The following is a 22,580-nucleotide window of genomic DNA, read 5'->3' on the forward strand; positions in this document are numbered from 1 at the left end:
CTATTCCGCCGCCCGAGCCAAACGGAATTCCCGGTGGTCGCGCTGCCGGCTGACCAGCAGCATCAGCTGCGCCGAGGCGTCCCCAAGCAGCGCGCGGTAGTTGGCGATGCCTCGGACAAGGTGATTGTAGATCACGACCGCCGGAATCGCGGCGACGAGACCGAGCGCGGTGGCGAGCAGCGCCTCCGCGATGCCGGGCGCGACCACCGCAAGGCTGGTGGTGTGGCTCTCGGAAATGCCGATGAAGGAATTCATGATGCCCCAGACGGTACCGAACAGGCCGACGAACGGCGCGATGGCGCCGATGGTCGCAAGCACGCCGGTGCCGCGCGCGATTTGCCTCGACATCGCCGCCTCGACCCGCTCCAGCCGCAGCGCGACGCGCTCCTGAAGGCCGTCGTCGAGGACGCCGCCGGAGAGCTCCGCCTCTTTTGCGCAGGACTGGATCAGCTGGGCGACCGCGTCATGCGCATCGCCGGCCCGTTCGGCGGCCTCCGCCAGCCTGATATTGCCTTCGAGCGCGCGCGTGCGCCACAGGGCCAGCGCGCCCTTGCGGCGCAGCTCGATGCTCTTGGCGAGCCAAACCGTCCACGTCACCAGCGAGGCGACGGCCAGCCCCACCATCACCGTCTTCACGACGATGTCGGCACCGAGGAACATGCCCCAGGGCGACAGATTGCGCGGCAGCAGCGCCTCGTCGATCGCGAAGGCCGGTGCCGGCGCAAGCGCCAGCGCGATTGTTACGATCATTTGCCGAAGCCTGGACATGCCCTGCATCCTGATCTCCCGTGGATAGAAAGAGGCTACGCCGCGATGCGGTCCGCAAGCTGCCGGAACCGCGCGAGCTGATCGCCTCGCAGCGCCCGCGTCTCGTCGCGGCCGACGAACACCTTGAACATGATGCCGCCGTCGGCATTGACGAACGCGACGAAGGCAGAGGTCTTGCCCATGAAGGGACGCTCGACGAAGGCGACGCCGGCGCAGCGCTCGTGGCGGAGATGGCCGTGCAGGCCCTTCGGCTGCATTAGGTTGAAATAGCCGCGACCGATCTCGCCCGCGGGAATGCTGCCCGTGAACTCGAAGATCGCATCGTCCGTGTGGACGATCAGCGTGACCTCGCCCCATTGTGCGATGTCCTGCATGGCGGCGGCAAAATGCGCGCCGCCGCCGATGCGGACCATGGAGGACGGCAGCGCCTCGATCACCGCACGCGGCGTGACCTTGCGCTCGCGCGCAACGTCCTCGATCACCGCGCCGGGATTGTCGGCCATATACGCCTTGAGCTCGGCGAGATCGGTGCTCAGCATGTCCGGCTCCTCATCAAGCTGGCCGCAACTTAAGCGGCCGCGTTGGCCTTGCGTTCGGTCATGATGACCTCGAAGCCTTCGAACTTGGGATGGCCGAGATAGAGGCTTTCGCCGGTCTTGTTGTCGGCGCGGGCATGAGCGCGGCGGAATTCCTCCGACCGCGTCCAGGCCTCGAAGGCGGCCTTGTCGACCCAGACCGTGTGGGAGGAGTACAGCGTGTGGTCCTCGAGGACCGGTCCCCTGAGCAGATGGAATTCAACGAAGCCGGCCATGCTGCCGAGATAGGACTCGCGGGTGCGCCACACGGTCTCGAATGCGGCTTCCGAGCCGAGCTTCACCTGAAAGCGATTCATGGCGATGAACATAAAAGTCTCTCCTTCTTCTCAAGACGAAAACGCGCCGAAGCCGCGCTGGAGCATCAGCGCGGCCCGGCGGAATTGGCGATGTTGCGGCGCCTCTTGGCTCACGCACCTCCGAAGTGGATCTTCAAGCCGGCCTTGTAGACCCTGCCCGGTCCAGGGCTGGTCCACAGCACGTCGTTCTGCGACGTGCCGTCGGTCGAACTGCCGGGAATGGCGTAAGGCCGGTAGTACTGGTTCAGGAGATTGTCGATCGAGGCCGAGAACACGATGTCCTTGGTCGCTGCGTAAGTCATGTAGAGGTTGATCAGATCGTAGCCGGTCGAAGGCACATAGCCGGCGGGGATGTCGTTGTTCGGACCGTAGGACGCCCACTGCGCCGACAGCACCAGGCTGCGGTCGAGCAGGCGGACACCGCCGGTCGTCACGACCTTGGTCGGGGTGATGGTAGCGAGCCCGATATTGGTCTGGACGTTCTTGCCCTTGATGTAGTGACCAGCGACGCCGATGAACCAGTCGCCGGCATCGTACATGGTCTCCGCCTCGAAACCCTCGATGCGGGCATTGGCGATGTTCTGGTACTGGTAGTACTGGCTGAACGAGCCGAACGGCGGCACCGGGACCGGCGCCGAGGCGACGAGATCGATGTAGTCGCTGACGTCGTTGCGGAACAGATTGATCTTGCCGCGGAACGAGTCGGATGCGGTGAAGATGTTGTCGTACTTCAGGTTGAAGCCGACTTCCTTGTTCTTGCCGACCTCGGGGCGAAGGTTCGGGTTGGGCAGGAAGCAGAACAGGCCACTTGTGCCATCCGGACAGGGGAAGAAGGCCGGGCTGCCACCGGTGGCATGCGCGCCGGAGATCACGGTCTCGGTGATCGAGGGCGCGCGATAGCCTTCGGCATAGCTGACATAGGGCTGGAAGCCCGCGACCGGCGTGACGCCGAGCGTGATCTTCGGCGAGAAGCGGTCGCCGCCGGTATTGGTCGTGCCCGACTGCAGATTGTAGCGGTCATAGCGGATCGCGCTCACCGCCTCGAACCACGTGCTGTAGTTCTGCTTGAGCTGCAGGAAGCCGCCCGACACGGTGCGGATGCCGCTCGGCGTCGTGATGTTGGAGTTGCCGCGGCTGTCGGTCGTGATCACGTCGTCCTGGAACGCATCGACCCCGTAGGTCACGGCATTGCGCCAGTCACCGACGTTGAAGCGCGTGGTGTTGTTGGCGTCGAAGCCGACCGTGTTCAGCGTGTAGCCGCGCTTGTCGCCGACGCAGCCCGAGATGTTGTTGCCGAAATTGCCGGCGCCGCAAAAGGCCGCGCCCGCGGTCGAATAGTGATAAGTCTTGGTCTGATCCTGATCGGTGCGGTTGCCATAGACCGACACGTGCGAGTCGAACAGATTGTCGCTCGGCAGCGAGTAGTTCCAGGTCAGCGTGCCGGTGTAGTTCTTGACGTCGGACGCATAGACCGACGAGCCCTGGAAGAGCGCGCGCTGGGCCGCGGTCGCCACCGGGCCGGTGTTGAACTGGCCGATATTGTATTGATAGTCCTGGAAGGTGGCGCCGAACTTGACCTCGTGACCGAGCGCGGGGCGCACCGTGAGCTTCAGCAACCCGGCTTCGACCTGGTTGCCGGTGTTGCCGATCTCGGTGCCGTTGCCGTCCTTGTAATTGCCCTGCGTGCGGTAGACCGCGCCGCCGAAGATGTCGACGTCGGGCGTCGCGCGCACGCCGCCGAACACCGAGCCGAGGCCGCGCGCATTGTTGGTGCCGTAGGAGCCGGAGAGATCGACGCCCCAGCGCTCGCCGGGACGCAGCACGTCGTTGATGTCCTTGGTGCGGAACGAGACCAGGCCGCCGATAGCACCCGAGCCGTAGATGTTGGCGGTCGGGCCGCGCACGACGTCGACGCCGCCGATCAATTCAGGATCGAGGAAGAACGAGCCGTTGGCGTTGTGGCCGGTGCGCTGGAAGTTCTGCCGCGCGCCGTCAACGACGACGGCAACGCGGCCGAAATCCTGCAAGCCACGGATGTTGATGACGGTCGCGGGATCATCGCCGCGCTCCTGGAACGACACGCCGGGCACGGCATAGAAGATATCCGACAGCCGGTTCGGCTGAAGCCCCTGAATCTGGTCGAGCGAGATCGAGCTGACCGGCGCGAGCGCATCGATCGCGCGCTCCTTGGTCTTCGTTGCGGCGACAGTAATGGTATCGAGCACCTGAACCGGCGCCGTGCCGCCGGCCTGGGCGCGGGCGTTCAAGGCCTCGGGGGTTGCCTGCTGCGCAACTTGCGGCTTGGACGGCTTGCGCTTGGCCTGCTTCGGTGACGCGTTTTCAGTCTGCGCCAATGCGGTCTGCGCAAAGCCGCTTGCCGGCATCACCGCCGCCATTGAAACCACCGACGCGCCCAAAATCAGGGCGCGCGAATACCTAGCCCCGTCAGCCATATCAGCCCCAGCCTGCACTTCACTTCAGTTTTTGGAGTCGTTTGGCTGGCGTGCGTTCGCAAAGCGAACGACTGGCTGGCTGATTTTCTCGAGTCGCGGACCTGCTGTCCGCTGTCACAATTGGTTACGTGGCAACACTCAGGCGGTCAATGACATCAGGTTGCAGTTTATATCGATTGTAAATTGCGGCCGTTGGAATGCGCTTCGCGCCGCTTATACAACAGGCAGCACTCAAGCATTCGAAAGCGCATCACACGACCATGTCGGCAGCGTCCGGAGACAATAGCGGCGATGCGGCAGGGCCGACCCAAAGCCCTTCTGCAACAACGAGAACCCTCACCATGCGAGGGAGCCGGATCGACAGCCGCGAGCTGTTTGCGGCGGAGCGCGAGATCATCATCGCCCATGGCGAGGACAGCTATCGCCTTCGTCTGACCTCGCAGAACAAGCTGATCCTGACGAAGTAGATCGCAATGACATTTTGTCGCACCCTCGCAAACCTCCTGCTGTCAGGCGCGATCGCGCTCGCCTCCTCAGCGCACGCCGCCGGTATCACGGTGCATGATGCACGCAATCGCGATGTTGCGGTTACCGATGATGCGCGCACGGTCTCGATCGGCGGCGCCATCACCGAGATTCTCTACGCGCTCGGGCTGGAGAGCCGGCTGGTCGGCGTCGACACCACGAGCCTCTATCCGGCGGCGGCGCTGCACGACAAACCCAATGTCGGCTACATGCGCCAGATCTCGGCCGAGGGCGTGCTCGGGCTCAATCCGACGCTGATCCTTGCGATCCAGGGCTCAGGGCCGCGCGAGACAATGGACATCCTGGAGACCGCGAAGGTGCCGCTGGTGCTGGTGCCGGAAACCTTCTCCGAAGAAGGATTGCTCGAGAAGATCAAGCTGGTCGGCCACGCCATGGGCGTCGATGCCCGCGCCGAGTGCCTCAGCGCCGCAGTCGGCGCCGATCTCGCCCAGCTTCGCACACTGCGCGCCAAGGTGACCAAGCCGGTCCGCGTGATGTTCGTGATGTCGCTCCAGAACGGGCGAGCGATGGTTGCCGGTCACAAGACCGCGGCCGACGAGATCATCCAGCTCGCGGGCGCTGCCAATGCGGTCGACGATTACGACGGCTACAAGATCATCGGCGACGAGGCGATCGTGGCAGCCAAGCCCGATGTCGTCCTCTCGATCGAACGCGGCAAGGATTCGCTCCAGGCCGATGCGGTCTATGCCCATCCCGGCTTCGCGCTGACGCCGGTCGCCGCCAACAAGAGCTTTATCACCATGGACGGGCTCTATCTGCTCGGCTTCGGGCCGCGTACGGCGGCGGCGGCGCGTGATCTCTCCGTCAAACTCTATCCGACATTGGCCGAGGGCGGCGCGTTCACGTCGGCTTTGTCGGCGGCGAATTGCCGCCAATGAGCGTGGCGTTCGGAGCGGACGCGCGGAGCTCGCGACGGGCTGGTGCGGGCCGTCGGTTCACATCGGTCGCGATCCCCCTCCTTCTCGCCGTGCTGGTCGTCACCGCAGTTGTTGCGCTAACGGTCGGCGCGGCCGGCATTCCCCTCTCCCGTCTGCCGGCGGCGCTCGGCTTTGCCGGCAGCACACCCGCCGATGCCATGACCGCGCGCGACCAGCTCGTGCTATGGTCGATCCGCATTCCCCGGATCGCGGCGACCGCGATGGTCGGCGGGCTGCTCGCTGCGGCCGGGGCAATCATGCAGGGCCTGTTCCGCAATCCCCTCGCCGATCCCGCGCTGGTCGGTGTCTCCAGCGGCGGCGCGCTGGCGGCCGCAAGCGCGATCGTCTTCACCGATTCGCGCTTCGGCGAGACGCTGCGCTTCCTCCAGGCCGAGCTGTTGCCGCTCGCGGCCTTCGCGGGATCGCTGGCAACGACTGCGATCCTCTATGGCATCTCCAGCCGCGCTGGACGGACTTCGATCGCGATCTTCCTGCTCGCCGGCGTCGCCATCACCGCCATCACCAATGCCGGCATCGGGCTCCTGGTGTTCATCGCCGACGACCGCCAACTGCGCGACATCACGTTCTGGTTGCTGGGCTCGATGAGCGGCGCGACCTGGACCAAGGCCGCCGTGCTCGCGCCGGTCCTCGTCATCGGGCTTGCCGCCTGCGCGTTCATCGCGCGCGGTCTCGATTTGCTGGTGCTCGGCGAGGCCGACGCCTTTCACGGCGGCGTCGATGTCGAGCGTCTCAAGAAAATCTCGATTGTGATGGTCTCCGCCATGACCGGTGCTGCGGTGTCGATCAGCGGCGTGATCGGCTTCGTCGGCATCGTGGTGCCGCATCTCTTGCGCCTCGTGATCGGGCCGGCGCACCGCCTGCTGCTGCCCGCTTCAGTGCTGCTCGGTGCGATCCTGATGGTCGGTGCCGACACGCTGGCGCGCACCATCGTGGCGCCCGCGGAGATGCCGATCGGCATCCTGACCGCGGCGGTCGGCGCACCGGTCTTCCTCGGCATCCTGCTGCGACAGCGCGGGCTCGCCGCGCTATGAGCGCCGTGATCGAGGCGCGGGGCTTAAGCAAGCGCGCCGGTCGCGCAACGCTGCTCGATAACGTCGGTCTGACGGTTACGGCCGGCGAGATGGTCGCAATCATCGGCCCGAACGGCGCCGGCAAATCGACCTTGCTCCGGCTGCTCTCCGGCGATCTACGCCCGAGCGCGGGCGAGGTGCTGATGAAGCAGCGCGACATCAGCAGCTACACGCCGCGTGAGCTTGCGGGGCGCCGCGCGATGCTGTCCCAGCACATCAACGTCACCTTCCCCTTCGCGGTCGAGGAGATCGTGCTGATGGGCGCGGGCGAGCGCAGCGCGCGCGAGGCCGGCGCGCTCGTCGATGCTGCCCTGGACGAGGTGGGTCTTGCGCATTTCCGCGACCGGCAATTGCCGACGCTGTCGGGCGGCGAGCAGCAGCGCGCCCATTTCGCCCGAGTGCTGGTGCAGCTCGCCTGCGGCGAGGCCGAGCACGGACCGGGATTATTGCTGCTGGACGAGCCCACCTCGAGCCTCGACCTGCGCCACCAGATCGACCTCGTCGAAGCAGCGCGCCGCCGCGCGGCCGCCGGCACCGCCGTGATCGCCATCCTGCACGACCTCAACCTCGCGATCCGCTTCGCCGATAGGCTCGTCGTGCTGAATGGCGGCCGGCTCACCGCCGACGGCCCGCGCGCGGACATCGTCACGCGCGAGAGGATTCGCGATATTTTCGAGATCGACGCCGTCGTTCACACGGGCGATGACGGCGTGCCTTACGTGCTGCCGCAATCGATGCAGGCGGCGGCAGACCATGATGACGGTGCGCCCCCTCCCCCGCTTGCGGGGGAGGGTGGGAGAGGTGTCTCCGCAACGGGACAATCCCCTAGAGGACAGAGCCCTCACCCCGCCCTCTCCCGCTAGCGGGAGAGGGAGCGCACTTCCTTCGCGCCTAGCACCCTACCCCGCCGGCGCGATCACCATGCCTTTGTCCTTCGGCCAGCGGACGCGCCAGGCGAAGTTGATGTCCTTGACTTCGCCAGGCTTGGCGTCGAACGACCATTCCAGCACGCCGCGCTTGTCGCGGATGTTGCTTGCGGTCGGCGGCGTGGTCGCGGGCAGCATCTCGACGACGATGTCCTCGTTCTCGCTGACCGGCAGCTGATCCTCGATCGCCACGCGAATCGGGAAGTCGTGGCCGTTGCGGATCGTCGTCTTGAACGAACGCTCGTCGGTCTTCGACGTCGTCACGAGGAGGCCGGCCGAGCCTTCGTTGCGCTTGAGCACGGCACGCTCGATTCTAACCTTGTCGTCGGCGCCGAAGCCGAGCCGCACGATGTCGTCCTTGGCAGAGGCAGAGAGCTTGCCGCGGCCGACAAAAACGCCGTCGCGATAGATCGCGACCTTGCCCGGCAAAAGCGCCGTGTCGTCGGTCTGCTTGAAGCTGGCTTCGAGGAATGCGGTAGGATCCGCCACCGGCGCGGCGCGCACCGCGAGATCGGCCGGCACCGTCATCGAAGCGATGCGCAGGCTCTTGGCGCCCTCGGTGGCGCCGAGACTGACGCGGCCGGGAATTTTGAAAGTGGCCTGGAAGCCACCGATTTCGGCGGTTGCCTCTAGCTCCCCGAAGCTCGTTCCTCCACCAAAGCGGAACTGCTGGACCCGATCGGCTTGCGCAGGCTCAGCCGGCGGAGGTGCCATTGCGGAGCGCACCGGTGCGCTCTCCGACAATTTGCCGGCCAACGGCTTCGGCACCTGCGGATATTGCGCAACGAGCGAAGTTAGCTCCGGCGCGCTACCGCCACGGCCGAGGCGGACCGTGGAAACGCCAAGCGCAACGTTCGACCAGTCCTCGCCGGTCGATTGCGTGACCTCGGCGCGGCGGACCAGTTCGAGCTGCGGCTTGCGATCCTTCGCGCCGGTGTCGAGCCGGGCGTCGTAGAGCGGCAACCAGCGCGCATTGCGCACGGTATAGGTCACCCGCAGCGTCGCCTTGGTCGCAGCCGTCGCGGCAATGTCCATGCGCACCTCGAGCTTGCTCGGCGGCTTGGCATTGCGTTCCACCTCGAGCTGGGCGATCTGCCGATCGAGCTCGCGTATCTTGCGCGTGGCCTCGCGGCTGGCGGTATCGGCGCTGGCGATTTCCTCGCCGACCGCGGCAAAGGCCGCGCGCCACTCGGCGATCGGCCGCGCCTCGCCCTTCTCGCCGATGCCCACGGGAGACGCCTCCGCAAAATGTTCGGCGAACTTGCGCCGCGCGGCGGCCGATTCAATCGCGCCTTGCAAATCGGCGCGCTGGTCGTTCAAGGCCTCGATGCGTTTTTCCAGCTCGGGCAGGTTGACCGGCGCCGCGCGTGGTGTTCGCGCGTCGATGGCGCCAATGGTGATTTTTGCGCCCGCTTCGCCTTCGACGCGGAGCGAGGACGGATCGAGCGAAAGTGGAAAGTCCCTGGCCGACCAACGTTGAATCACCGGAAAGCGAGGTCCAGCGCGATGACACGGGTGACCGTAGCGCCATCCGGATACACGGTAACGACGTCGATGGCCGATGTGGCGTCCACATCGGCGGCCCATGAATGCGACGCGAACGCCGCGGTCACCAGAACCAGGCTCGTCGTTGCCAAACATCTTGCGGTGATGCGCATGAATTCCTCTCTGCCGGTATCGCCGCGCCGCCAGCCGGACGCGCGCGATCAAATGCCTCGCCAACATGGTTGGACGCGGCAGCGAAGGAACCGGTTCGATTGAGGTTTCCATGGGGCGCGCCTGCGGCCGCACCATGGCCGCGGAACAAGTCATTGCCCCGCGGCGGAAGGCCATCAGGCCTGAGCGGACGAGCTCTGGCCGAAGATGCGGCGGAGCAGATCGGTCACGTTCTTCGCGCCGGCCTTCTTCAAGATGCTGGCGCGATAGCCCTCGATCGTCCGCGCACTCAGATGCATGCGCCGGGCGATCTCCTTGTTGGTGAGGCCGGCGGCGAGATGCTCGAGCACGTCGCCTTCACGCCCGGTCAGGGGCTCGCAGCCCGGCAGCCAGCGCTGGCGGTTCGAGGCAGGCTGGCCGAACTCGTCGATGGCGGCATCGATCCGGCCGACGATGTCGTGGGTGCGAAATGGCTTTTCGATGAAGTCGGCCGCGCCGCTCTTGATGGCGTCGACCGCCATGGAAATGCTGCCGTTCGCCGAGGTCACCAGCACCGGCGCCATGCAGTTTTCCTCGCGCAGGCGCTTGAGCACGTCGAGCGCCGAGCGATCCGGCGGCATCTCCAGGAGCACGCAGGCGGGCATCCGCGCCTTGGCTTCCGACAGCAGCGATGCGCCATCGGCAAAGCAGATCACGTCATACGCGCTCTGCTGGAGCGCGTTGGCAAGTTGTTCGCGGGAGGCGGCGTCGGTGTCGATGACGAATACCTCACCCTTGGAAAGCATGTTCCCAGGCATAATCCCGATCCAGCAATGTCTTGGTCAAATGGGTCCGAGACGGAAGCGGGCCGCATCGCCCTGCCACACCGTCGTGAGCACGGCATTCACGCCGGTGCTTTCGGTTTCCCTTATGTATGTTCCATCGTGTTCCCGGATTTGACGGATCGGGACAGAAACTTTACATTTCGGGACATCTGCTGGAATGGCTGGCACGAGCGGTTCACATGGCCGATCTCATTCGCAGCGCAGGCTTGAGCTACTACGCGGAGGTCGCCCGGTCGGTCGGGCTCGACCCGAAGCAGATGATGCGCAAGGTCAGACTGCCGCTGGCCGTGCTCGACAAGCCCGATACCCCCATTGCCGTGACGAGCCTGCGCCGGTTGCTCGAATTGTCGGCAGAAGCTTCCGGTGCCGAAGATTTCGGCTTGCGGCTCGCCGAGCGCGGCGGCCTCACCAATTTCGGCGCGGTCGGCCTGATCGTGCGCGAGCAGGCGACCGTCGGCGAGGCCATCGCGGCGTTCTCGCGCTTCATTCATGTCCATCACGACGGCATGAAGCTCGACGTCATCAAGGACAAGCAGACGGTGACCCTCACCCTGCATCTGCGCGGCCGGCGGCCGACTGCGCCGCGACAGTCGATCGACATGGCGCTCGGCAGCATCCACCGCATCATCCAGTCGCTGTTCGGCAGCGACTGGCGGCCGCAGGAGGTGCATCTGCATTATCCGCCGCCGCATGACCGCAAGCGCTACCGCGATTTCTTCGGCTGCCGTGTGGTCTTCAATGCCGACGAGGATGCGATCCTGCTGTCGGCGCACGACATGGAGCGGCGGATCCCGAGCGCGCATCCGCTGATCGCGAGCTACTTGCGCAAGCGCATCGAGGCGATCGAGACCCGGCCGGCAAGCTGGGAAGGGAAGGTCGACGAGGTCGTGCGCAGCCTGCTCGCCAGCGGCGACTGTACGGTCGAGCGGGTGGCCGAGCATCTCGCCTGCACCCGCCGCACCATCCACCGGCATCTCGCCGAAGGCGGCACCAGCTTCTCCGCCATCCTCGATGCGCAGCGCGCCGATCTCGTGATCCAGCTGATCGACGATCCCGACCGGCCGCTGGCCGATATCGCCACGCAACTCGGCTTCTCCGCGCAGAGCGCGATGGCGCGCTGGTTCCGCGGCCGCTTCGGCTGCAGCATCACCGAATGGCGCAAGGGCGCGCGGCCGCTGGCGGCGAACGCAGCCTGACTTAGCGTGCCGGAGCCGGCACGCCCATGATGGCAAGCGCGCGCCGCGGGCTGCCGGCAAGCAACGGTCCGAACGCGACTGCAAAGCCGAGGAAGGCGACGATCCAGCCGCAGGCGGCGATGTGCAGCAGCACATCGCCATGCGCCGGCAGCACCACGGCGGCAACCCGCGCCAGCGCCGCGACGATGATCGCGACATAGATACCTTGCGTCGCCGGCGAGGCCGTCAGCGCCTGTCCGGTATGGCCGAGGCTCGCACGCGTCATCACAGCGAGCGTCATGGTCCCGGCTGCACCGGCCATCCAGGCGTGAATGCCCGCGCTCGGCGGCAGCTCGCCGAAGGTGGCCAGCGCATTCAGGATGAAGCCCGATGGCACGAAGACGTAGCCGACATGCAGGATCAGCAGCAGCCGCTCGCGCGTGGTGCGATCGCCGGCCCAGCGTGCGAGCCGAACCAGATGCAGCACGCCGACGAGCGCCATCGCGACGCCGGTGATCATGTTCAGCGGCGCCACGATCCACGAGATGAGCGCCAGCGCGCTCAATCCGATCACCGCGCCGTCAAAACGTCCGAACGGCACCGGCAGGCGGCCGGGATTGAACTTGACCAGCCAGTTGCGCGTGAAGCTCGGGATGATGCGGCCGCCGATCAGCGCGATCAGCAGCATCACCACACTGATGCCGACGCGGATGCTGACATCGGCCGCGCCCTCATAATGCGCTTCGAGATGAAAGGCGACGTTGCCCGCGAGCAGCACGAGCACCAGCACCACCACCGGCAGATTGCGCCAATTGCCGCCCGCGATGATCTCGCGCGTTGCGGCTGCGACGATCAGCGCCAGGAAGGCGGCATCGACGACGAGCGCGAAGGCCCAGCCGATCTCGGCGGACAACGTCACCGCGACACGTCCGGCAAGCCAGACCACCAGCAGCGCGCCGAGCGACGTGCCCTGGATCGGCAGTCGCCCGGTCCAATTCGGGATCGCGGTGAACAGGAAGCCGGTGATGACCGCCGGCAGGAAGCCGTAGAGCATCTCGTGGACGTGCCAGTCGCGCGGCGCGAAGGCCGAACTCACGGACAGCTCGCCATAGAACATTGGCAGCCAGGCCAGGATCGACAGCCCCGCCTGGATCGCGGCCAAAAGGAAAAAGGGCCGAAAACTGTTCGCAAACAGCGGCGAGCCCTGAAAATTACGGGATCGGGCGCCAGCCATGGGACAACTCCTGTGAATTCGGACCGTTGTCTGGAAAAATACTGCCGTCCGGCCGGCCGTTTTGCGCTATCGCAAACTGCCTGACGATTGCAGGTGCCATCACACTCCCTGATGCCAACGAGGCAGAATGGCCAAGGTCGACACATCGCTGGTTGCGCATTTGCCGCTATTCGCCGGCGTCAAGCCGGAGGACCTCGAGGAGATCCTGCGCGAGGCCCGCTCGGCGCGTTATCCCAAGAACGCCGCCATTTTCGAGCAGGGCGCGGACGCGCAATCCTTCTTCCTGCTGCTGCACGGCCATGTCCGCGCCGCCAAGACCACGCCGACCGGCGAGCAGATCGTGGTGCGCTATGTCGCGCCGGGCGAGACTTTTGGGCTCGCGATGGCGATCGGCGCCGCGCATTATCCCGCGACCGCGATGGCAGTCGATGACAGCGTGGTCCTGATCTGGCCGAATTCGGCCTGGCCGCGGCTGGTCGAGCGATTTCCCTCGCTCGCTGCCAACACGCTGCAAACCGTCGGTGCGCGGCTGCAGGAGAGCCATACCCGCATTTTGGAAATGTCGACCCAGCAGGTCGAGCAGCGCGTGGCGCATGCGCTGCTGCGGCTCGCAAAGCAATCCGGCAAGAAGCTCGACCACGGCATCGAGATCGATTTCCCGATCAGCCGCCAGGACATCGCGCAGATGACCGGCACCACGCTGCATACGGTGAGCCGCATCCTGAGCGGCTGGGAGAGCCAGGGCCTCGTCGAGAGCGGCCGCCAGCGCATCATCCTGCGCGACCCGCACCGGATCGTGCTGCTGTCGGAACGGACGGTGGACAGCGGGCCGGCGTAGCTCCTCTCCCTCTCCCCGTTCTTACGGGGCCGCGACGAGCTACGCTCGCGCTGGAAGGGTTGGGGTGAGGGGCTCTATCCATACGTGAGATCGCGGTGGGACCTGTACCCCCTCACCCGGATCGCACCGGACGATGCTTCGCATCGCCGAGGCGATCCGACCTCTCCCCCGCAAGCGGGGAGAGGTGAACGCCACCTCGAGCTCGGAAATTAGGGGTGAGGGCGCTTCCGCTTACGGCGATAGACCGCCCTCACCCGGGAATCGCGCGCGGCCCGCGCGAACTCCAGCCCGCCTCACGCCGGCACGCATTCGCACAGCGCGGCGAGGAATTTGTCCTGGTCGATACCGTGCTCGCGGCAGGCGTCCTCCACGGTGTGGAAGGTCGCGATCGGACAGCCGACACAGGCCATCCTGAAGGCGAGGAACACGCGGATCGTGTGCGGCGCCGTACGCATGATGTCATCGACCAGATCGTCGGATCGGAAAGGCATGGACAACTCCGTTCCGAAGCGACGATAGCGGAGCGGCGTTAGGCTTCTTTGCTGGAGCGCAAGCTGGGCTGTCATTCCGGGGCGCGCGAAGCGCGAGCCCGGAATCCATCGGGCAGCAGGTCATACGGTGAAATGGATTCCGGGTTCGCGCCAAGAGGCGCGCCCCGGAATGACGGAGCTACACCGCCCGGCTGTGCAACTGCTTGCCCGGATCCAGATGCGCGTCGAACGCGGCGGCAACGCTGCGCACCAGGAAGCGCGAGTCGCTTGCGACCGCAAGGCGGTCGCCGTCGAGCCGCACCACGCCGTCCGAGATCAGCGGCTTCAGGCGCGAGGCCGATTGCAGCATCGCCTTCGGCTCGGCGCCATGGCGCGCGCAGATGTCGCCGAGATCGGCACTGAACTCGCACATGATGCGCTCGATGATGTCGGCGCGCAGCCGGTCGTCGTCGGTGAGCCCGTAGCCCTTCGCGGTGGCGAGGCGGCCCGATGCGATGCTCTGCGCATAAGCGCCGATCTGCACCTCGTTCTGGACATAGCCCTGCGGCAGATGTCCGATCGCGCTGGCACCGAAGCCGATCAGGACTTCGCCCTTGTCGGTGGTGTAGCCCTGGAAATTGCGTCGCAGCGTCCGGTCCTCGAAGGCCACGGCCATGGCATCGTCGGGCCGCGCGAAATGGTCGAGGCCGATCTGCACATAGCCGGCTTGTTTCAACGCATTGGCGATCGCGCAGGCCTGGTCGTGACGGGCAAGACCGTCAGGCAGATGGTTCTCGTCAATCATGCGCTGATGCTTCTTGAAAGCTGGCACATGCGCATAACCGAACACCGAGAAGCGATCGGGCCCGAGCTCGAGCGAGCGTCGCACGGTGTCCAGACACGAAGCGACAGTCTGGTGCGGCAGCCCATAGATCAGATCGAAATTGATCCCCTTGATGCCGGCACGCTGGAGCATGTCGACGACAACAGCCGTTTGCTCATAACTTTGCACCCGGTTGATCGCGCGCTGCACGATGGGATCAAAACTCTGCACGCCGAGGCTGGCCCGGTTGACGCCGGAGAGCCGCATGGCGTCGACCATCTCGGCGGTCAGCGTGCGCGGATCGATCTCGACCGCGATCTCGGCCGACGGGAGCACGAAGAACGAATGGCGCATCGCCGCCACCAACTCCGCAAAGGCCTCGGGCGCCATGATCGTCGGCGTGCCGCCGCCGAAATGGATGTGCTCGACCTTGATGCGACGGCCGATGGTTTCGGCGACCTCTGCGATCTCGCTGCGCAGCGTGCGCTGATAGGCGGCAATCAGCCCGTCGCGGCGGACGATCTGGGTATGGCAGCCGCAATACCAGCACATCTCGCGGCAGAACGGCACGTGCAGATAAAGCGACGCGCTGGCGCCTGCGGGCAATTCGGACAGCCATCTTGCATAGGTGTCCGCGCCGATCGCCGGCGAGAAGTGCGGCGCGGTCGGATAGCTGGTGTAGCGCGGCAGACGTTCTTCGCCGTAGCTCGCTGCGAGATCGGTCCTCATGTCTTATCCATTCGTAAATCAATGCCGCGCCATGGCGCGGCAGGTCCCGGATGGCATTGGATTACCCGTTTCCGGATGAGCCACCTTGCGCTTGCTCAAAGTCTGAGCGCCGGATTTGGCCGATGATGACGTTTAATCATCGCTTCCAGGAGATAGGCCATGGCGTCGTTCGCGCTCGATCTCGTTCTCTGGCTGATCGGCATTCGCGGCCATATCCCGCGCTTCGACGATTTTCGTCCCGTGCCGGCGGCTCCCTCTGCCGGCGCTGGTCATCTCGTGCGCGTGCTGGCCGTCATGGCGGCGGTCTTCGCCGCGCTCTCCCTTGCGGTCTGGGGCACGGTCTGGATTGCGATCCATCTGCTCTAGCCCGCGCATCCACCCATTCACGATCAGACGCGACTGAACATGCGAACGACTTGCCGCTGGCGCGGCCGATGTCGCGCGAGTGTCGTCGTGTTCTCCACACCGCCGACATCGCCTCGGCAAACCTCTTAAGGAATTCACCGGAGCCGAATCCGGCAAAAGCTTGTCGCAGCGCAAACACGCTTGCGTAGATCGGCGCACACTGCATCCGTCATCAAAAACCCTTTCACATGAAGGATGCTTTCCGATGTTCACCCGCAGAGCCGCATTGATCAGCGCCGCCGCGACCGCCCTGATGCTCGCGACACCCGCCTTTGCTGCCAGCGATCTCAAGCTGCCGCGGCAGAAGGTCGAGCTGGTCGCTCCGCCCTTCGTGCACCCTCACGAACAGGCCACGACGCAAGGCCCCAAGATCATGGAATTCAAGATGACCATCGAGGAGAAGAAGGTGGTCATCGACGACAAGGGCACGACCTTCCAGGCCATGACCTTCAACGGCTCGATGCCGAGCCCGCTGATGGTCGTGCATGAAGGCGACTATGTCGAGCTGACGCTGGTCAATCCTTCGACCAACACCATGCCGCACAACATCGACTTCCACTCCGCGACCGGCGCGCTCGGCGGCGCCGAGCTCACGCTGGTCAATCCCGGCGAGCAAGTCGTGCTGCGCTGGAAGGCAACGCGCACCGGTGTGTTCGTCTATCACTGCGCCCCGGGCGGCCCGATGATCCCCTGGCACGTCGTCTCCGGCATGAACGGCGCAGTGATGGTGCTGCCGCGCGACGGGCTGAACGACGGCAAGGGCCACGCGCTGAAATACGACAAGGTCTATTATATCGGCGAGCAGGACATGTATGTGCCGCGCGACGAAAACGGCAAGTTCAAGTCCTACGACTCGCCGGGCGAGGCCTTCACCGAGACCGAAGAGGTGATGAAGAAGCTGATCCCCTCCCATGTCGTGTTCAACGGCAAGGTCGGCGCGCTCACCGGCAAGAACGCGCTGACGGCCAAGGTCGGCGAGAACGTGCTGATCGTGCATTCGCAGGCCAATCGCGACAGCCGTCCGCATCTGATCGGCGGCCATGGCGACTATGTCTGGGAGACCGGCAAGTTCTCCAACGCGCCTGAGACCGGGCTCGAGACCTGGTTCATCCGCGGCGGCTCAGCCGGCGCTGCGCTGTACAAGTTCCTGCAGCCCGGCATCTATGCCTACGTCACGCATAACCTGATCGAAGCGGCCGACCTCGGTGCCACCGCGCACTTCAAGGTCGAAGGCAAGTGGAACGACGACCTGATGACCCAGGTGAAGGCGCCCGCGGAGATACCGGCTCCCAACACCAACTAGAGACGACAAGGGGCCGGTCATCACCGGCCCCTTCTTCCTTTCGGGGGACGACCATGTTGATCGCATTCAATCTGAAGTTAGCGCTGGCCTGCGCCGCTGGCCTCGCTGGGCCGATCGCTATGGCGCCACTGGTCTCGGACATGGCGGTGCACGGCACGGCGACGGAGCCCGCCATCGTCAGGGTCGCCGCCATCGTCAGGGTCGCGCCGGGCAGCTTCGCCTATCGCGAGGCAGGCGACTTCACCCGCGCCGGGCAGCAGGCGGAAGTGCCGCTGCGCGCACTGCGCTTCAACCGGCCGCTGCACATCATGCGGCACCAGGTCTCGTCATCCGACTATCAGCTTTGCGTGCAGGACGGCGGCTGCCGCGCGCTCGATCGCGGCGTCGCGATCGCGTTCGATCACCCCGTCGTGCAGGTGAACTGGCACGATGCCGAAGCCTACGCTGCCTGGCTGTCGCGCAAGACCGGCCACACCTATCGCCTGCCGAGCGATGCGGAATGGGCCTTTGCCGCGGGCTCCAGATTCAAGGACGACGGCGCGCCGGTGGACGCCGAGGACCCTTCAAAGCGCTGGCTCAGCCGTTACGAGCGCGAGTCCGAGCGCGACCTCTCCGACACCACGGCCTATCCGTTCGGCAAGTTCGGCGCGAACGAGCACGGCATCGCTGATATCGCCGGCAATGTCTGGGAGTGGACCTCGACCTGCTTCGTGCGCGCGCGGATCGACGAAGCCGGCAATGCCGGACGTCCGACCGTCAATTGCGGCGTGCGCGTCGCCGAGGGCGCGCACCGCGCCTACGTCACCGATTTCATCCGCGACGCTCGCGCCGGCGGCTGCGCGCAGGGCGTGCCACCCGCCAATCTCGGCTTCCGCCTGGTGCGCGAGGAGCCGTCGTGGGTCGCCAGCGTGTCGGCGCGCTGGGGCAAGGTGTGGGCGGCGAGGTCGTAGCGACGCGCCGTTGAGGCGCGGGTACCACACGCTCGGTGTCATCGCCCGACTTGATCGGGCGATCCAGTATTCCGAGACGTCAGCGAAAGATTCGAGAAGCCGCGGCGTACTGGATGCCCCGGTCAAGCCGGGGCATGACAGCGTCGCGTGCCGAAACTACCCGCGATCAAATCGCGCGCGCAAACATGCGAAAGCCGGGCGCGCCGATGATCGCCTCGAACGCGGGATCGCGCTTCTCTTCCGCGAAGGCAAAGCCGGCCTTGGCGTAGGTGCGCTCGGCAGGCATGTTGCCGATCAGGAACGATACGGTCGCCCGGGCAAATCCGGCCGCCCGCCCCTGATCCAGCGCGTGCGCGATCAGCGCCTGCACCAGACCGCGGCCGCCATAGGCGGGATCGGTTGCGACATGCTCGATCATCCAGTCGCCCTCGCCGCCCTAAACCCAGCAGGCGCGCGTGTAGGCGCCGCGCCGGCGGATGGCGTCGAGCTCGGAAGCAGGGAGCCCGGTCGCGGAAGCGACCTCCTCGATCGCGCGCCAGGCCGCAGGACGCCAGGCCGCAGGACCGGTGCCGGCCGCAGGCACGGCACAAAGCGCCGCGCCCGGCTTGCCATCGACCTCTGCGATCCAGAACTGCGAGACGTGCCACATCGACACTGCGCGCGCGACCGCGACGCGCGCGATGAAATCGAGGCATTCCGCTTCGGGCCAGCCGAGCGCAACGTCGAACCAGCCGTGCGGCCGGTAGCCGCGCATCGATCGCAGGATGGTCACTGCGATGAAAGCGGCGTCGTCGGGACGCGCAGACCGTATCGTCATGCGCGCCCCCTTCGCGATCGCCTTACGTATTCTTCAGCGCGACGCGGAATTCGGCTTCGGTCTTGGCCTTGACCTCGTCGAGCGTGACGCCGTCGGCGAGCTCGATCAGGGCCATGCCACCGTCGCCGTGCTTGTCGATAGTGAAGACGGCAAGATCCGTGACGACCATGTCGACCACGCGCTCGCCGGTTAGCGGCAGATTGCACTTCTTGAGGAGCTTCGAGCCGTCCTTGGCCGAATGCTCCATCACCACGACGACGCGCTTGACGCCGGCGACGAGATCCATCGCGCCGCCCATGCCCTTGACCATCTTGCCCGGGATCATCCAGTTGGCGAGATCGCCGTTCTGGGCCACCTGCATGGCGCCGAGGATCGACAAATCCATGTGGCCGCCGCGGATCATGCCGAACGAATCCGCGCTCGAGAAATACGAGGTCGAGGGCAGCTCGCTGACGGTCTGCTTGCCCGCGTTGATGAGGTCGGCGTCTACCTCGTCCTCATAGGGGAACGGGCCCATGCCGAGCATGCCGTTTTCGCTCTGCAGGCTGACGTCGACGCCCTCGGGGATGTAGTTCGAGACCAGCGTCGGGATGCCGATGCCGAGATTGACGTAGTAGCCGTCGCGCAGTTCCTTCGCGGCGCGCGCAGCCATCTGTTCACGGGTCCAGGCCATGTGAGTCTCCTGCGCTTAGGCGGCGGTACGCGGGCGGGTGTTGCGGAATTCGATGCGCTTCTTGGCCGTGCCGACCTCGACGATGCGCTTCACGAAGATGCCGGGCGTGTGGATGTGGTCGGGATTGAGTTCACCGGCCGGAACCAGATGCTCGACCTCGGCCACGGTGATCTTCGCGGCCGTCGCCATCATCGGGTTAAAATTGCGCGCGGTCTTGCGGTAGATCAGGTTGCCGGCGGCGTCGCCCTTCCAGGCGTGCACGATGGCGAGGTCGGCGAACAGGCCGCGCTCCATCAGGTACTTTTCGCCGTCGAACTCCTTCACTTCCTTGCCTTCGGCGATCAGCGTGCCGACGCCGGTCTTGGTGTAGAAGGCCGGGATGCCGGCACCGCCGGCGCGGATGCGCTCGGCCAGCGTGCCCTGCGGATTGAATTCGAGTTCCAGCTCGCCGGCGAGGAATTGCTGGGCGAACAGCTTGTTCTCGCCGACATAGGACGAGATCATCTTCTTGATCTGGCGGGTTTCCAGCAGGCGGGAAAGGCCGATGCCGTCGACGCCGGCATTGTTGGACACCACCGTCAGGCCCTTGACGCCGGACTCGCGGATCGCGTCCGACAGCTCCTCGGCGATGCCGCAGAGGCCGAAGCCGCCCGACATGATCATCATGTTGTCTTTGAGAATGCCAGAGAGAGCCGACTTGGCGTCGGGATAGACCTTGTTCATGCAAAAAACCTTCGACTGAACCTTGGGCTGGCAGGCGTCGCGCCTTATTGGCGGCGATTATTAGGCGAAATCCTCCGAAGCCGTCAATGATACGGGGTTCTCCGTTCAGGTCACCGGTGCTAGAAGCTGCCCACACCGTGGGCAGACCCGCCCGCGGCCTTGAAAGCGACAAGAAAACCGATCAAGTTGCGGGGGTTGGGAGTGGGTACGCAGGTTTCCCGGCCCGCCCTTCTGGCTCCAACGACCAACCCGACCAGGACATGCCATTGACCATGGCCCAAGGAATGAAGCGCCTCGGGACGCCGATCGCGGCGCTGCTCGGCGTCGCGCTGATCGCCCTGATCGCGACCTCATGGCTCATCAACCGCGACGCGCTGCGCAAGGCCGTGGAGGCGCAGATCCGCGACGTCACCGGGCTCGAGCTCAATGTCACGGGCAACATCGACATCTCGGTGCTGCCGGCGAGCTACATCTCCTTCCATGACGTCGGCCTGAAGGGCGGCGGCACCAGCGATCCCGCGCTCCATGTCGACGTGCTCACCGCCAATCTGCGGCTGCTGCCCCTGCTGCTGCAACGGTTCGAGATCGCCGACCTGACGCTGCTGCGGCCGCGCATCCATGTCAGCCTGAAGCCGGACGGCGAGAGCAACTGGACGCCCTTCATCCAGACCATCGCGCGGACCATGAAGCCGGGCGCCGACAACCAGGTCTCGTTCTCCGAGATCCGGATCCAGGACGGCGTGCTCAATTACGAGGACGCTGCCACCCACGCCACCGAGAAGTTCGAGGACATCGACCTGTCGCTGGCCTGGCCCTCGATCTCGCGCTCCTTCGCCGCGACCGGACAATTCGACTGGCGCGGCGAACGCGTCGACGGCTCGATCAGCTTTTCCGATTTCGTCGCCGCCCTCTCCGGCGACCGCTCGGGCCTGAAGGCGCGGATCGCCAGCACCCCGCTCAAGCTCGCCTTCGACGGCAGCGTCGCCAACCGCACCAGCCCGATGATGGAGGGCACGCTCACCATCGACAGCCCGTCCTTGCGCAGCGCGCTGCGCTGGACCGGCCAGCCGCAGCCCGGCAGCGGCGGCCTTCGGCCGCTTCGCGCTGAAGGCGCGCGCCAACGTCGTGGGCGCCTCGATCGCGCTCACCAACGTCAATGTCGAGCTCGACGGCAACACCGCCGAGGGCGTCATGACCTACGCCAACAACGGAAGGCAGACACTGCAGGCGACGCTCGCCGCCGACGCGCTCGACTTCACGCCCTATATCTCCACCTTCCGCCTGCTCGCGAGCGGCGCGCGCGACTGGAACAGGCAGCTGTTCGATCTCAACGGCCTCTCGACCACCGACCTCGACATGCGCCTGTCGGCAGCCAGGCTGACGGTCGGCGCATCGAGGCTCGGCCGTACCGCGATCGGCGCCAATTTGCGCAACGGCACGCTGGCGCTTTCGGTCGGCGAGGCCCAGGTCTATGGCGGCATCGCCAAGGGCTCGTTCGGGATCGCGCGCTCCGACACCGTCGCCGACGTCAAAGCGCAATTCCAGTTCACCGATGTCGACCTCCAGGCCTGCGCCTCCGAGCTGTTCGGCCTCAACAAGCTGTCCGGCCGTGGCAACATCAACGTCTCCCTCGTCGCCTCGGGCTCGAGCCGTTCGGCCTCGTGCAGTCGCTCGACGGCACCGCCACCGTGACCGGGCATGACGGTGCGATCGCCGGCATCAACGCCGAGCAGCTGCTGAAGCGGCTGGAGCGGCGGCCGCTGTCGGGCGGCGGAAATTTCCGCAACGGCTCGACGCCTTACGACAACCTCACCATCGCGTTGAAATTCGCCGACGGGGTTGCGACCGCCGAGGACATCCGCATCGAGGGACCGTCGGCGAAAATCACGCTGACCGGCACCGCGTCGGTGCCGACGCGCGAATACGACATGAAGGGCGTCGCGAGCCTCAACACGTCCTCGGGCTTCCAATTGCCCTTCGTGGTGCAGGGCCCTTGGGACGATCCCCTGATCTTCCCCGATTCGGAAGTCCTGATCCGCCGCTCGCCCTTCGCCGCGCCGCTGCTCAAGGGCAAGGACGACAAGAGCGGCGATACGGTGCGCTCGGTCATCGAGAAGATCACCGGCGTCAAGCGCCCCGCGCCGGCGGACTCGCCGACGGCCGAGAACACCAAAGAGAACGCGAAATCCAATTGAGGACGGATCGGCCGACATCGGCCGATCGGCTGCGAATTGATCCGGCCGAATTGATGCGGCGATTGGATCGATGCACGCATTAAGCATCTCATCCCGCCCGCGACCCCACGACCTAGGTCTGACAAGATGCCGCTAGATCGGCTCACCGCCATGCGCTAGTGTTTTATACGAC

23 protein-coding genes and 1 pseudogene are annotated in these 22,580 nt (G+C 65.7%); 10 read left to right on the forward strand and 14 right to left on the reverse strand.

Annotation, left to right across the window (positions count from 1 at the left end):
• The 4 genes from exbB to FOM02_RS23225 all read right to left on the reverse strand — a co-directional run bounded on the left by exbB (position 1) and on the right by FOM02_RS23225 (position 4,113).
• A complete protein-coding gene (exbB, locus tag FOM02_RS23210) occupies positions 1-777 on the reverse strand; it encodes a tonB-system energizer ExbB (protein WP_027560992.1) in 777 nt (258 codons plus the stop codon).
• A 26-nt stretch (positions 778-803) separates the two neighbouring features.
• Positions 804-1,307: a heme utilization cystosolic carrier protein HutX gene (gene hutX, locus FOM02_RS23215; RefSeq protein WP_027560993.1), complete on the reverse strand. Its 504-nt coding sequence runs from the start codon at positions 1,305-1,307 to the stop codon at positions 804-806.
• A gap of 29 nt (positions 1,308-1,336) precedes the next feature.
• Entirely contained in the window at positions 1,337-1,672 is a 336-nt protein-coding gene (locus tag FOM02_RS23220; RefSeq protein ID WP_027560994.1) for an antibiotic biosynthesis monooxygenase family protein, read from the reverse strand.
• 98 nt (positions 1,673-1,770) lie between these two features.
• Complete coding sequence (locus FOM02_RS23225; protein ID WP_027560995.1) at positions 1,771-4,113, reverse strand: TonB-dependent hemoglobin/transferrin/lactoferrin family receptor; 2,343 nt, start codon at positions 4,111-4,113, stop codon at positions 1,771-1,773.
• 260 nt (positions 4,114-4,373) lie between these two features.
• Here FOM02_RS23225 and FOM02_RS23230 point away from each other — a divergent pair, with 260 nt between their 5' ends.
• From FOM02_RS23230 to FOM02_RS23245, 4 genes are read left to right on the forward strand one after another with little or no spacing between them, the layout of a single operon-like run.
• Positions 4,374-4,580: a hemin uptake protein HemP gene (locus FOM02_RS23230; protein WP_092216878.1), complete on the forward strand. Its 207-nt coding sequence runs from the start codon at positions 4,374-4,376 to the stop codon at positions 4,578-4,580.
• A gap of 6 nt (positions 4,581-4,586) precedes the next feature.
• Positions 4,587-5,537 carry a heme/hemin ABC transporter substrate-binding protein gene (locus FOM02_RS23235; RefSeq protein WP_027560997.1) on the forward strand — a complete coding sequence of 317 codons (951 nt, stop codon included), beginning with the start codon at positions 4,587-4,589 and terminating at the stop codon, positions 5,535-5,537.
• Complete coding sequence (locus FOM02_RS23240) at positions 5,534-6,628, forward strand: FecCD family ABC transporter permease (protein WP_027560998.1); 1,095 nt, start codon at positions 5,534-5,536, stop codon at positions 6,626-6,628. Before FOM02_RS23235 ends, FOM02_RS23240 begins: the two co-directional genes overlap by 4 nt.
• Positions 6,625-7,530, forward strand: coding sequence for a heme ABC transporter ATP-binding protein (locus tag FOM02_RS23245; RefSeq protein WP_265442150.1), 906 nt, complete (start codon positions 6,625-6,627; stop codon positions 7,528-7,530). The genes FOM02_RS23240 and FOM02_RS23245 overlap by 4 nt, the downstream gene beginning before the upstream one ends.
• Before the next feature lie 36 nt (positions 7,531-7,566).
• Here the strand turns inward: FOM02_RS23245 and FOM02_RS23250 are convergent, their stop codons facing one another.
• The 3 genes from FOM02_RS23250 to FOM02_RS23255 all read right to left on the reverse strand — a co-directional run bounded on the left by FOM02_RS23250 (position 7,567) and on the right by FOM02_RS23255 (position 10,046).
• A complete protein-coding gene (locus FOM02_RS23250; RefSeq protein ID WP_416207778.1) occupies positions 7,567-9,078 on the reverse strand; it encodes a mucoidy inhibitor MuiA family protein in 1,512 nt (503 codons plus the stop codon).
• Positions 9,075-9,251: a hypothetical protein gene (locus FOM02_RS47170; protein ID WP_416207779.1), complete on the reverse strand. Its 177-nt coding sequence runs from the start codon at positions 9,249-9,251 to the stop codon at positions 9,075-9,077. Before FOM02_RS47170 ends, FOM02_RS23250 begins: the two co-directional genes overlap by 4 nt.
• Positions 9,252-9,425: 174 nt before the next feature.
• A complete protein-coding gene (locus FOM02_RS23255; RefSeq protein WP_027561001.1) occupies positions 9,426-10,046 on the reverse strand; it encodes a response regulator transcription factor in 621 nt (206 codons plus the stop codon).
• 206 nt (positions 10,047-10,252) lie between these two features.
• On the opposite strand from FOM02_RS23255, the gene FOM02_RS23260 reads away from it, so the two are divergent.
• On the forward strand, positions 10,253-11,269 hold the full coding sequence (locus FOM02_RS23260; protein WP_027561002.1) for an AraC family transcriptional regulator: 1,017 nt from the start codon (positions 10,253-10,255) through the stop codon (positions 11,267-11,269).
• Position 11,270: 1 nt separating this feature from the next.
• On the opposite strand, the gene FOM02_RS23265 is transcribed toward FOM02_RS23260, so the two are convergent.
• Entirely contained in the window at positions 11,271-12,482 is a 1,212-nt protein-coding gene (locus FOM02_RS23265; RefSeq protein ID WP_027561003.1) for an NnrS family protein, read from the reverse strand.
• Between the two features lie 127 nt (positions 12,483-12,609).
• Between FOM02_RS23265 and FOM02_RS23270 the strand changes: the two genes are divergently transcribed.
• Positions 12,610-13,320 carry a Crp/Fnr family transcriptional regulator gene (locus FOM02_RS23270; protein ID WP_027561004.1) on the forward strand — a complete coding sequence of 237 codons (711 nt, stop codon included), beginning with the start codon at positions 12,610-12,612 and terminating at the stop codon, positions 13,318-13,320.
• A gap of 293 nt (positions 13,321-13,613) precedes the next feature.
• Here FOM02_RS23270 and FOM02_RS23275 read toward each other — a convergent pair whose 3' ends face one another.
• Positions 13,614-13,811 (reverse strand): DUF1858 domain-containing protein, encoded by a 198-nt coding sequence (locus FOM02_RS23275; protein ID WP_027561005.1) that lies wholly within the window; start codon positions 13,809-13,811, stop codon positions 13,614-13,616.
• A 178-nt stretch (positions 13,812-13,989) separates the two neighbouring features.
• Entirely contained in the window at positions 13,990-15,342 is a 1,353-nt protein-coding gene (gene hemN, locus FOM02_RS23280) for an oxygen-independent coproporphyrinogen III oxidase (protein ID WP_027561006.1), read from the reverse strand.
• Positions 15,343-15,501: 159 nt separating this feature from the next.
• Between hemN and FOM02_RS23285 the strand changes: the two genes are divergently transcribed.
• The 3 genes from FOM02_RS23285 (at position 15,502) to FOM02_RS23295 (ending at position 18,000) form a co-directional block, all read left to right on the forward strand.
• Positions 15,502-15,708, forward strand: a complete 207-nt coding sequence (locus FOM02_RS23285) for a hypothetical protein (protein WP_027561007.1) — start codon at positions 15,502-15,504, stop codon at positions 15,706-15,708.
• 244 nt (positions 15,709-15,952) lie between these two features.
• Positions 15,953-17,050 (forward strand): copper-containing nitrite reductase, encoded by a 1,098-nt coding sequence (nirK, locus tag FOM02_RS23290; RefSeq protein WP_027561008.1) that lies wholly within the window; start codon positions 15,953-15,955, stop codon positions 17,048-17,050.
• 53 nt (positions 17,051-17,103) lie between these two features.
• Positions 17,104-18,000: an SUMF1/EgtB/PvdO family nonheme iron enzyme gene (locus tag FOM02_RS23295; RefSeq protein ID WP_265442151.1), complete on the forward strand. Its 897-nt coding sequence runs from the start codon at positions 17,104-17,106 to the stop codon at positions 17,998-18,000.
• Positions 18,001-18,166: 166 nt separating this feature from the next.
• On the opposite strand, the gene FOM02_RS23300 is transcribed toward FOM02_RS23295, so the two are convergent.
• The 4 genes from FOM02_RS23300 to FOM02_RS23315 are packed head-to-tail and all read right to left on the reverse strand — an operon-like array spanning position 18,167 to position 20,213.
• On the reverse strand, positions 18,167-18,418 hold the full coding sequence (locus FOM02_RS23300) for a GNAT family N-acetyltransferase (protein ID WP_231164213.1): 252 nt from the start codon (positions 18,416-18,418) through the stop codon (positions 18,167-18,169).
• An 18-nt stretch (positions 18,419-18,436) separates the two neighbouring features.
• Positions 18,437-18,817, reverse strand: coding sequence for a hypothetical protein (locus FOM02_RS23305; protein ID WP_265442152.1), 381 nt, complete (start codon positions 18,815-18,817; stop codon positions 18,437-18,439).
• A gap of 22 nt (positions 18,818-18,839) precedes the next feature.
• The gene (locus FOM02_RS23310; RefSeq protein ID WP_027561010.1) at positions 18,840-19,490 is read right to left on the reverse strand and encodes a CoA transferase subunit B; all 651 of its coding nucleotides are present in this window, start codon (positions 19,488-19,490) and stop codon (positions 18,840-18,842) included.
• Positions 19,491-19,505: 15 nt separating this feature from the next.
• Positions 19,506-20,213 carry a CoA transferase subunit A gene (locus FOM02_RS23315; protein WP_027561011.1) on the reverse strand — a complete coding sequence of 236 codons (708 nt, stop codon included), beginning with the start codon at positions 20,211-20,213 and terminating at the stop codon, positions 19,506-19,508.
• Positions 20,214-20,485: 272 nt separating this feature from the next.
• On the opposite strand from FOM02_RS23315, the pseudogene FOM02_RS23320 reads away from it, so the two are divergent.
• Positions 20,486-22,408: pseudogene (locus FOM02_RS23320) on the forward strand (AsmA family protein).
• The last annotated feature ends 172 nt before the right edge of the window (positions 22,409-22,580 follow it).

This window comes from Bradyrhizobium sp. SEMIA (assembly GCF_014844175.1).
Classification (GTDB): Bacteria; Pseudomonadota; Alphaproteobacteria; order Rhizobiales; family Xanthobacteraceae; genus Bradyrhizobium; species Bradyrhizobium arachidis.

Coding starts and splice junctions, on each gene's coding strand:
- FOM02_RS23305 (WP_265442152.1), bottom strand. CDS start 18,817: ATGACGATACGGTCTGCGCGTCCCGACGACGCCGCTTTCATCGCAGTG.
- FOM02_RS23220 (WP_027560994.1), bottom strand. CDS start 1,672: ATGTTCATCGCCATGAATCGCTTTCAGGTGAAGCTCGGCTCGGAAGCC.
- hutX (WP_027560993.1), bottom strand. CDS start 1,307: ATGCTGAGCACCGATCTCGCCGAGCTCAAGGCGTATATGGCCGACAAT.
- exbB (WP_027560992.1), bottom strand. CDS start 777: ATGCAGGGCATGTCCAGGCTTCGGCAAATGATCGTAACAATCGCGCTG.
- nirK (WP_027561008.1), top strand. CDS start 15,953: ATGTTCACCCGCAGAGCCGCATTGATCAGCGCCGCCGCGACCGCCCTG.
- FOM02_RS23235 (WP_027560997.1), top strand. CDS start 4,587: ATGACATTTTGTCGCACCCTCGCAAACCTCCTGCTGTCAGGCGCGATC.
- FOM02_RS23255 (WP_027561001.1), bottom strand. CDS start 10,046: ATGCCTGGGAACATGCTTTCCAAGGGTGAGGTATTCGTCATCGACACC.
- FOM02_RS23285 (WP_027561007.1), top strand. CDS start 15,502: ATGGCGTCGTTCGCGCTCGATCTCGTTCTCTGGCTGATCGGCATTCGC.
- FOM02_RS47170 (WP_416207779.1), bottom strand. CDS start 9,251: ATGCGCATCACCGCAAGATGTTTGGCAACGACGAGCCTGGTTCTGGTG.
- FOM02_RS23240 (WP_027560998.1), top strand. CDS start 5,534: ATGAGCGTGGCGTTCGGAGCGGACGCGCGGAGCTCGCGACGGGCTGGT.
- FOM02_RS23315 (WP_027561011.1), bottom strand. CDS start 20,213: ATGAACAAGGTCTATCCCGACGCCAAGTCGGCTCTCTCTGGCATTCTC.
- FOM02_RS23225 (WP_027560995.1), bottom strand. CDS start 4,113: ATGGCTGACGGGGCTAGGTATTCGCGCGCCCTGATTTTGGGCGCGTCG.
- FOM02_RS23295 (WP_265442151.1), top strand. CDS start 17,104: ATGTTGATCGCATTCAATCTGAAGTTAGCGCTGGCCTGCGCCGCTGGC.
- FOM02_RS23265 (WP_027561003.1), bottom strand. CDS start 12,482: ATGGCTGGCGCCCGATCCCGTAATTTTCAGGGCTCGCCGCTGTTTGCG.
- FOM02_RS23245 (WP_265442150.1), top strand. CDS start 6,625: ATGAGCGCCGTGATCGAGGCGCGGGGCTTAAGCAAGCGCGCCGGTCGC.
- FOM02_RS23300 (WP_231164213.1), bottom strand. CDS start 18,418: ATGATCGAGCATGTCGCAACCGATCCCGCCTATGGCGGCCGCGGTCTG.
- FOM02_RS23230 (WP_092216878.1), top strand. CDS start 4,374: ATGTCGGCAGCGTCCGGAGACAATAGCGGCGATGCGGCAGGGCCGACC.
- FOM02_RS23270 (WP_027561004.1), top strand. CDS start 12,610: ATGGCCAAGGTCGACACATCGCTGGTTGCGCATTTGCCGCTATTCGCC.
- hemN (WP_027561006.1), bottom strand. CDS start 15,342: ATGAGGACCGATCTCGCAGCGAGCTACGGCGAAGAACGTCTGCCGCGC.
- FOM02_RS23275 (WP_027561005.1), bottom strand. CDS start 13,811: ATGCCTTTCCGATCCGACGATCTGGTCGATGACATCATGCGTACGGCG.
- FOM02_RS23310 (WP_027561010.1), bottom strand. CDS start 19,490: ATGGCCTGGACCCGTGAACAGATGGCTGCGCGCGCCGCGAAGGAACTG.
- FOM02_RS23260 (WP_027561002.1), top strand. CDS start 10,253: ATGGCCGATCTCATTCGCAGCGCAGGCTTGAGCTACTACGCGGAGGTC.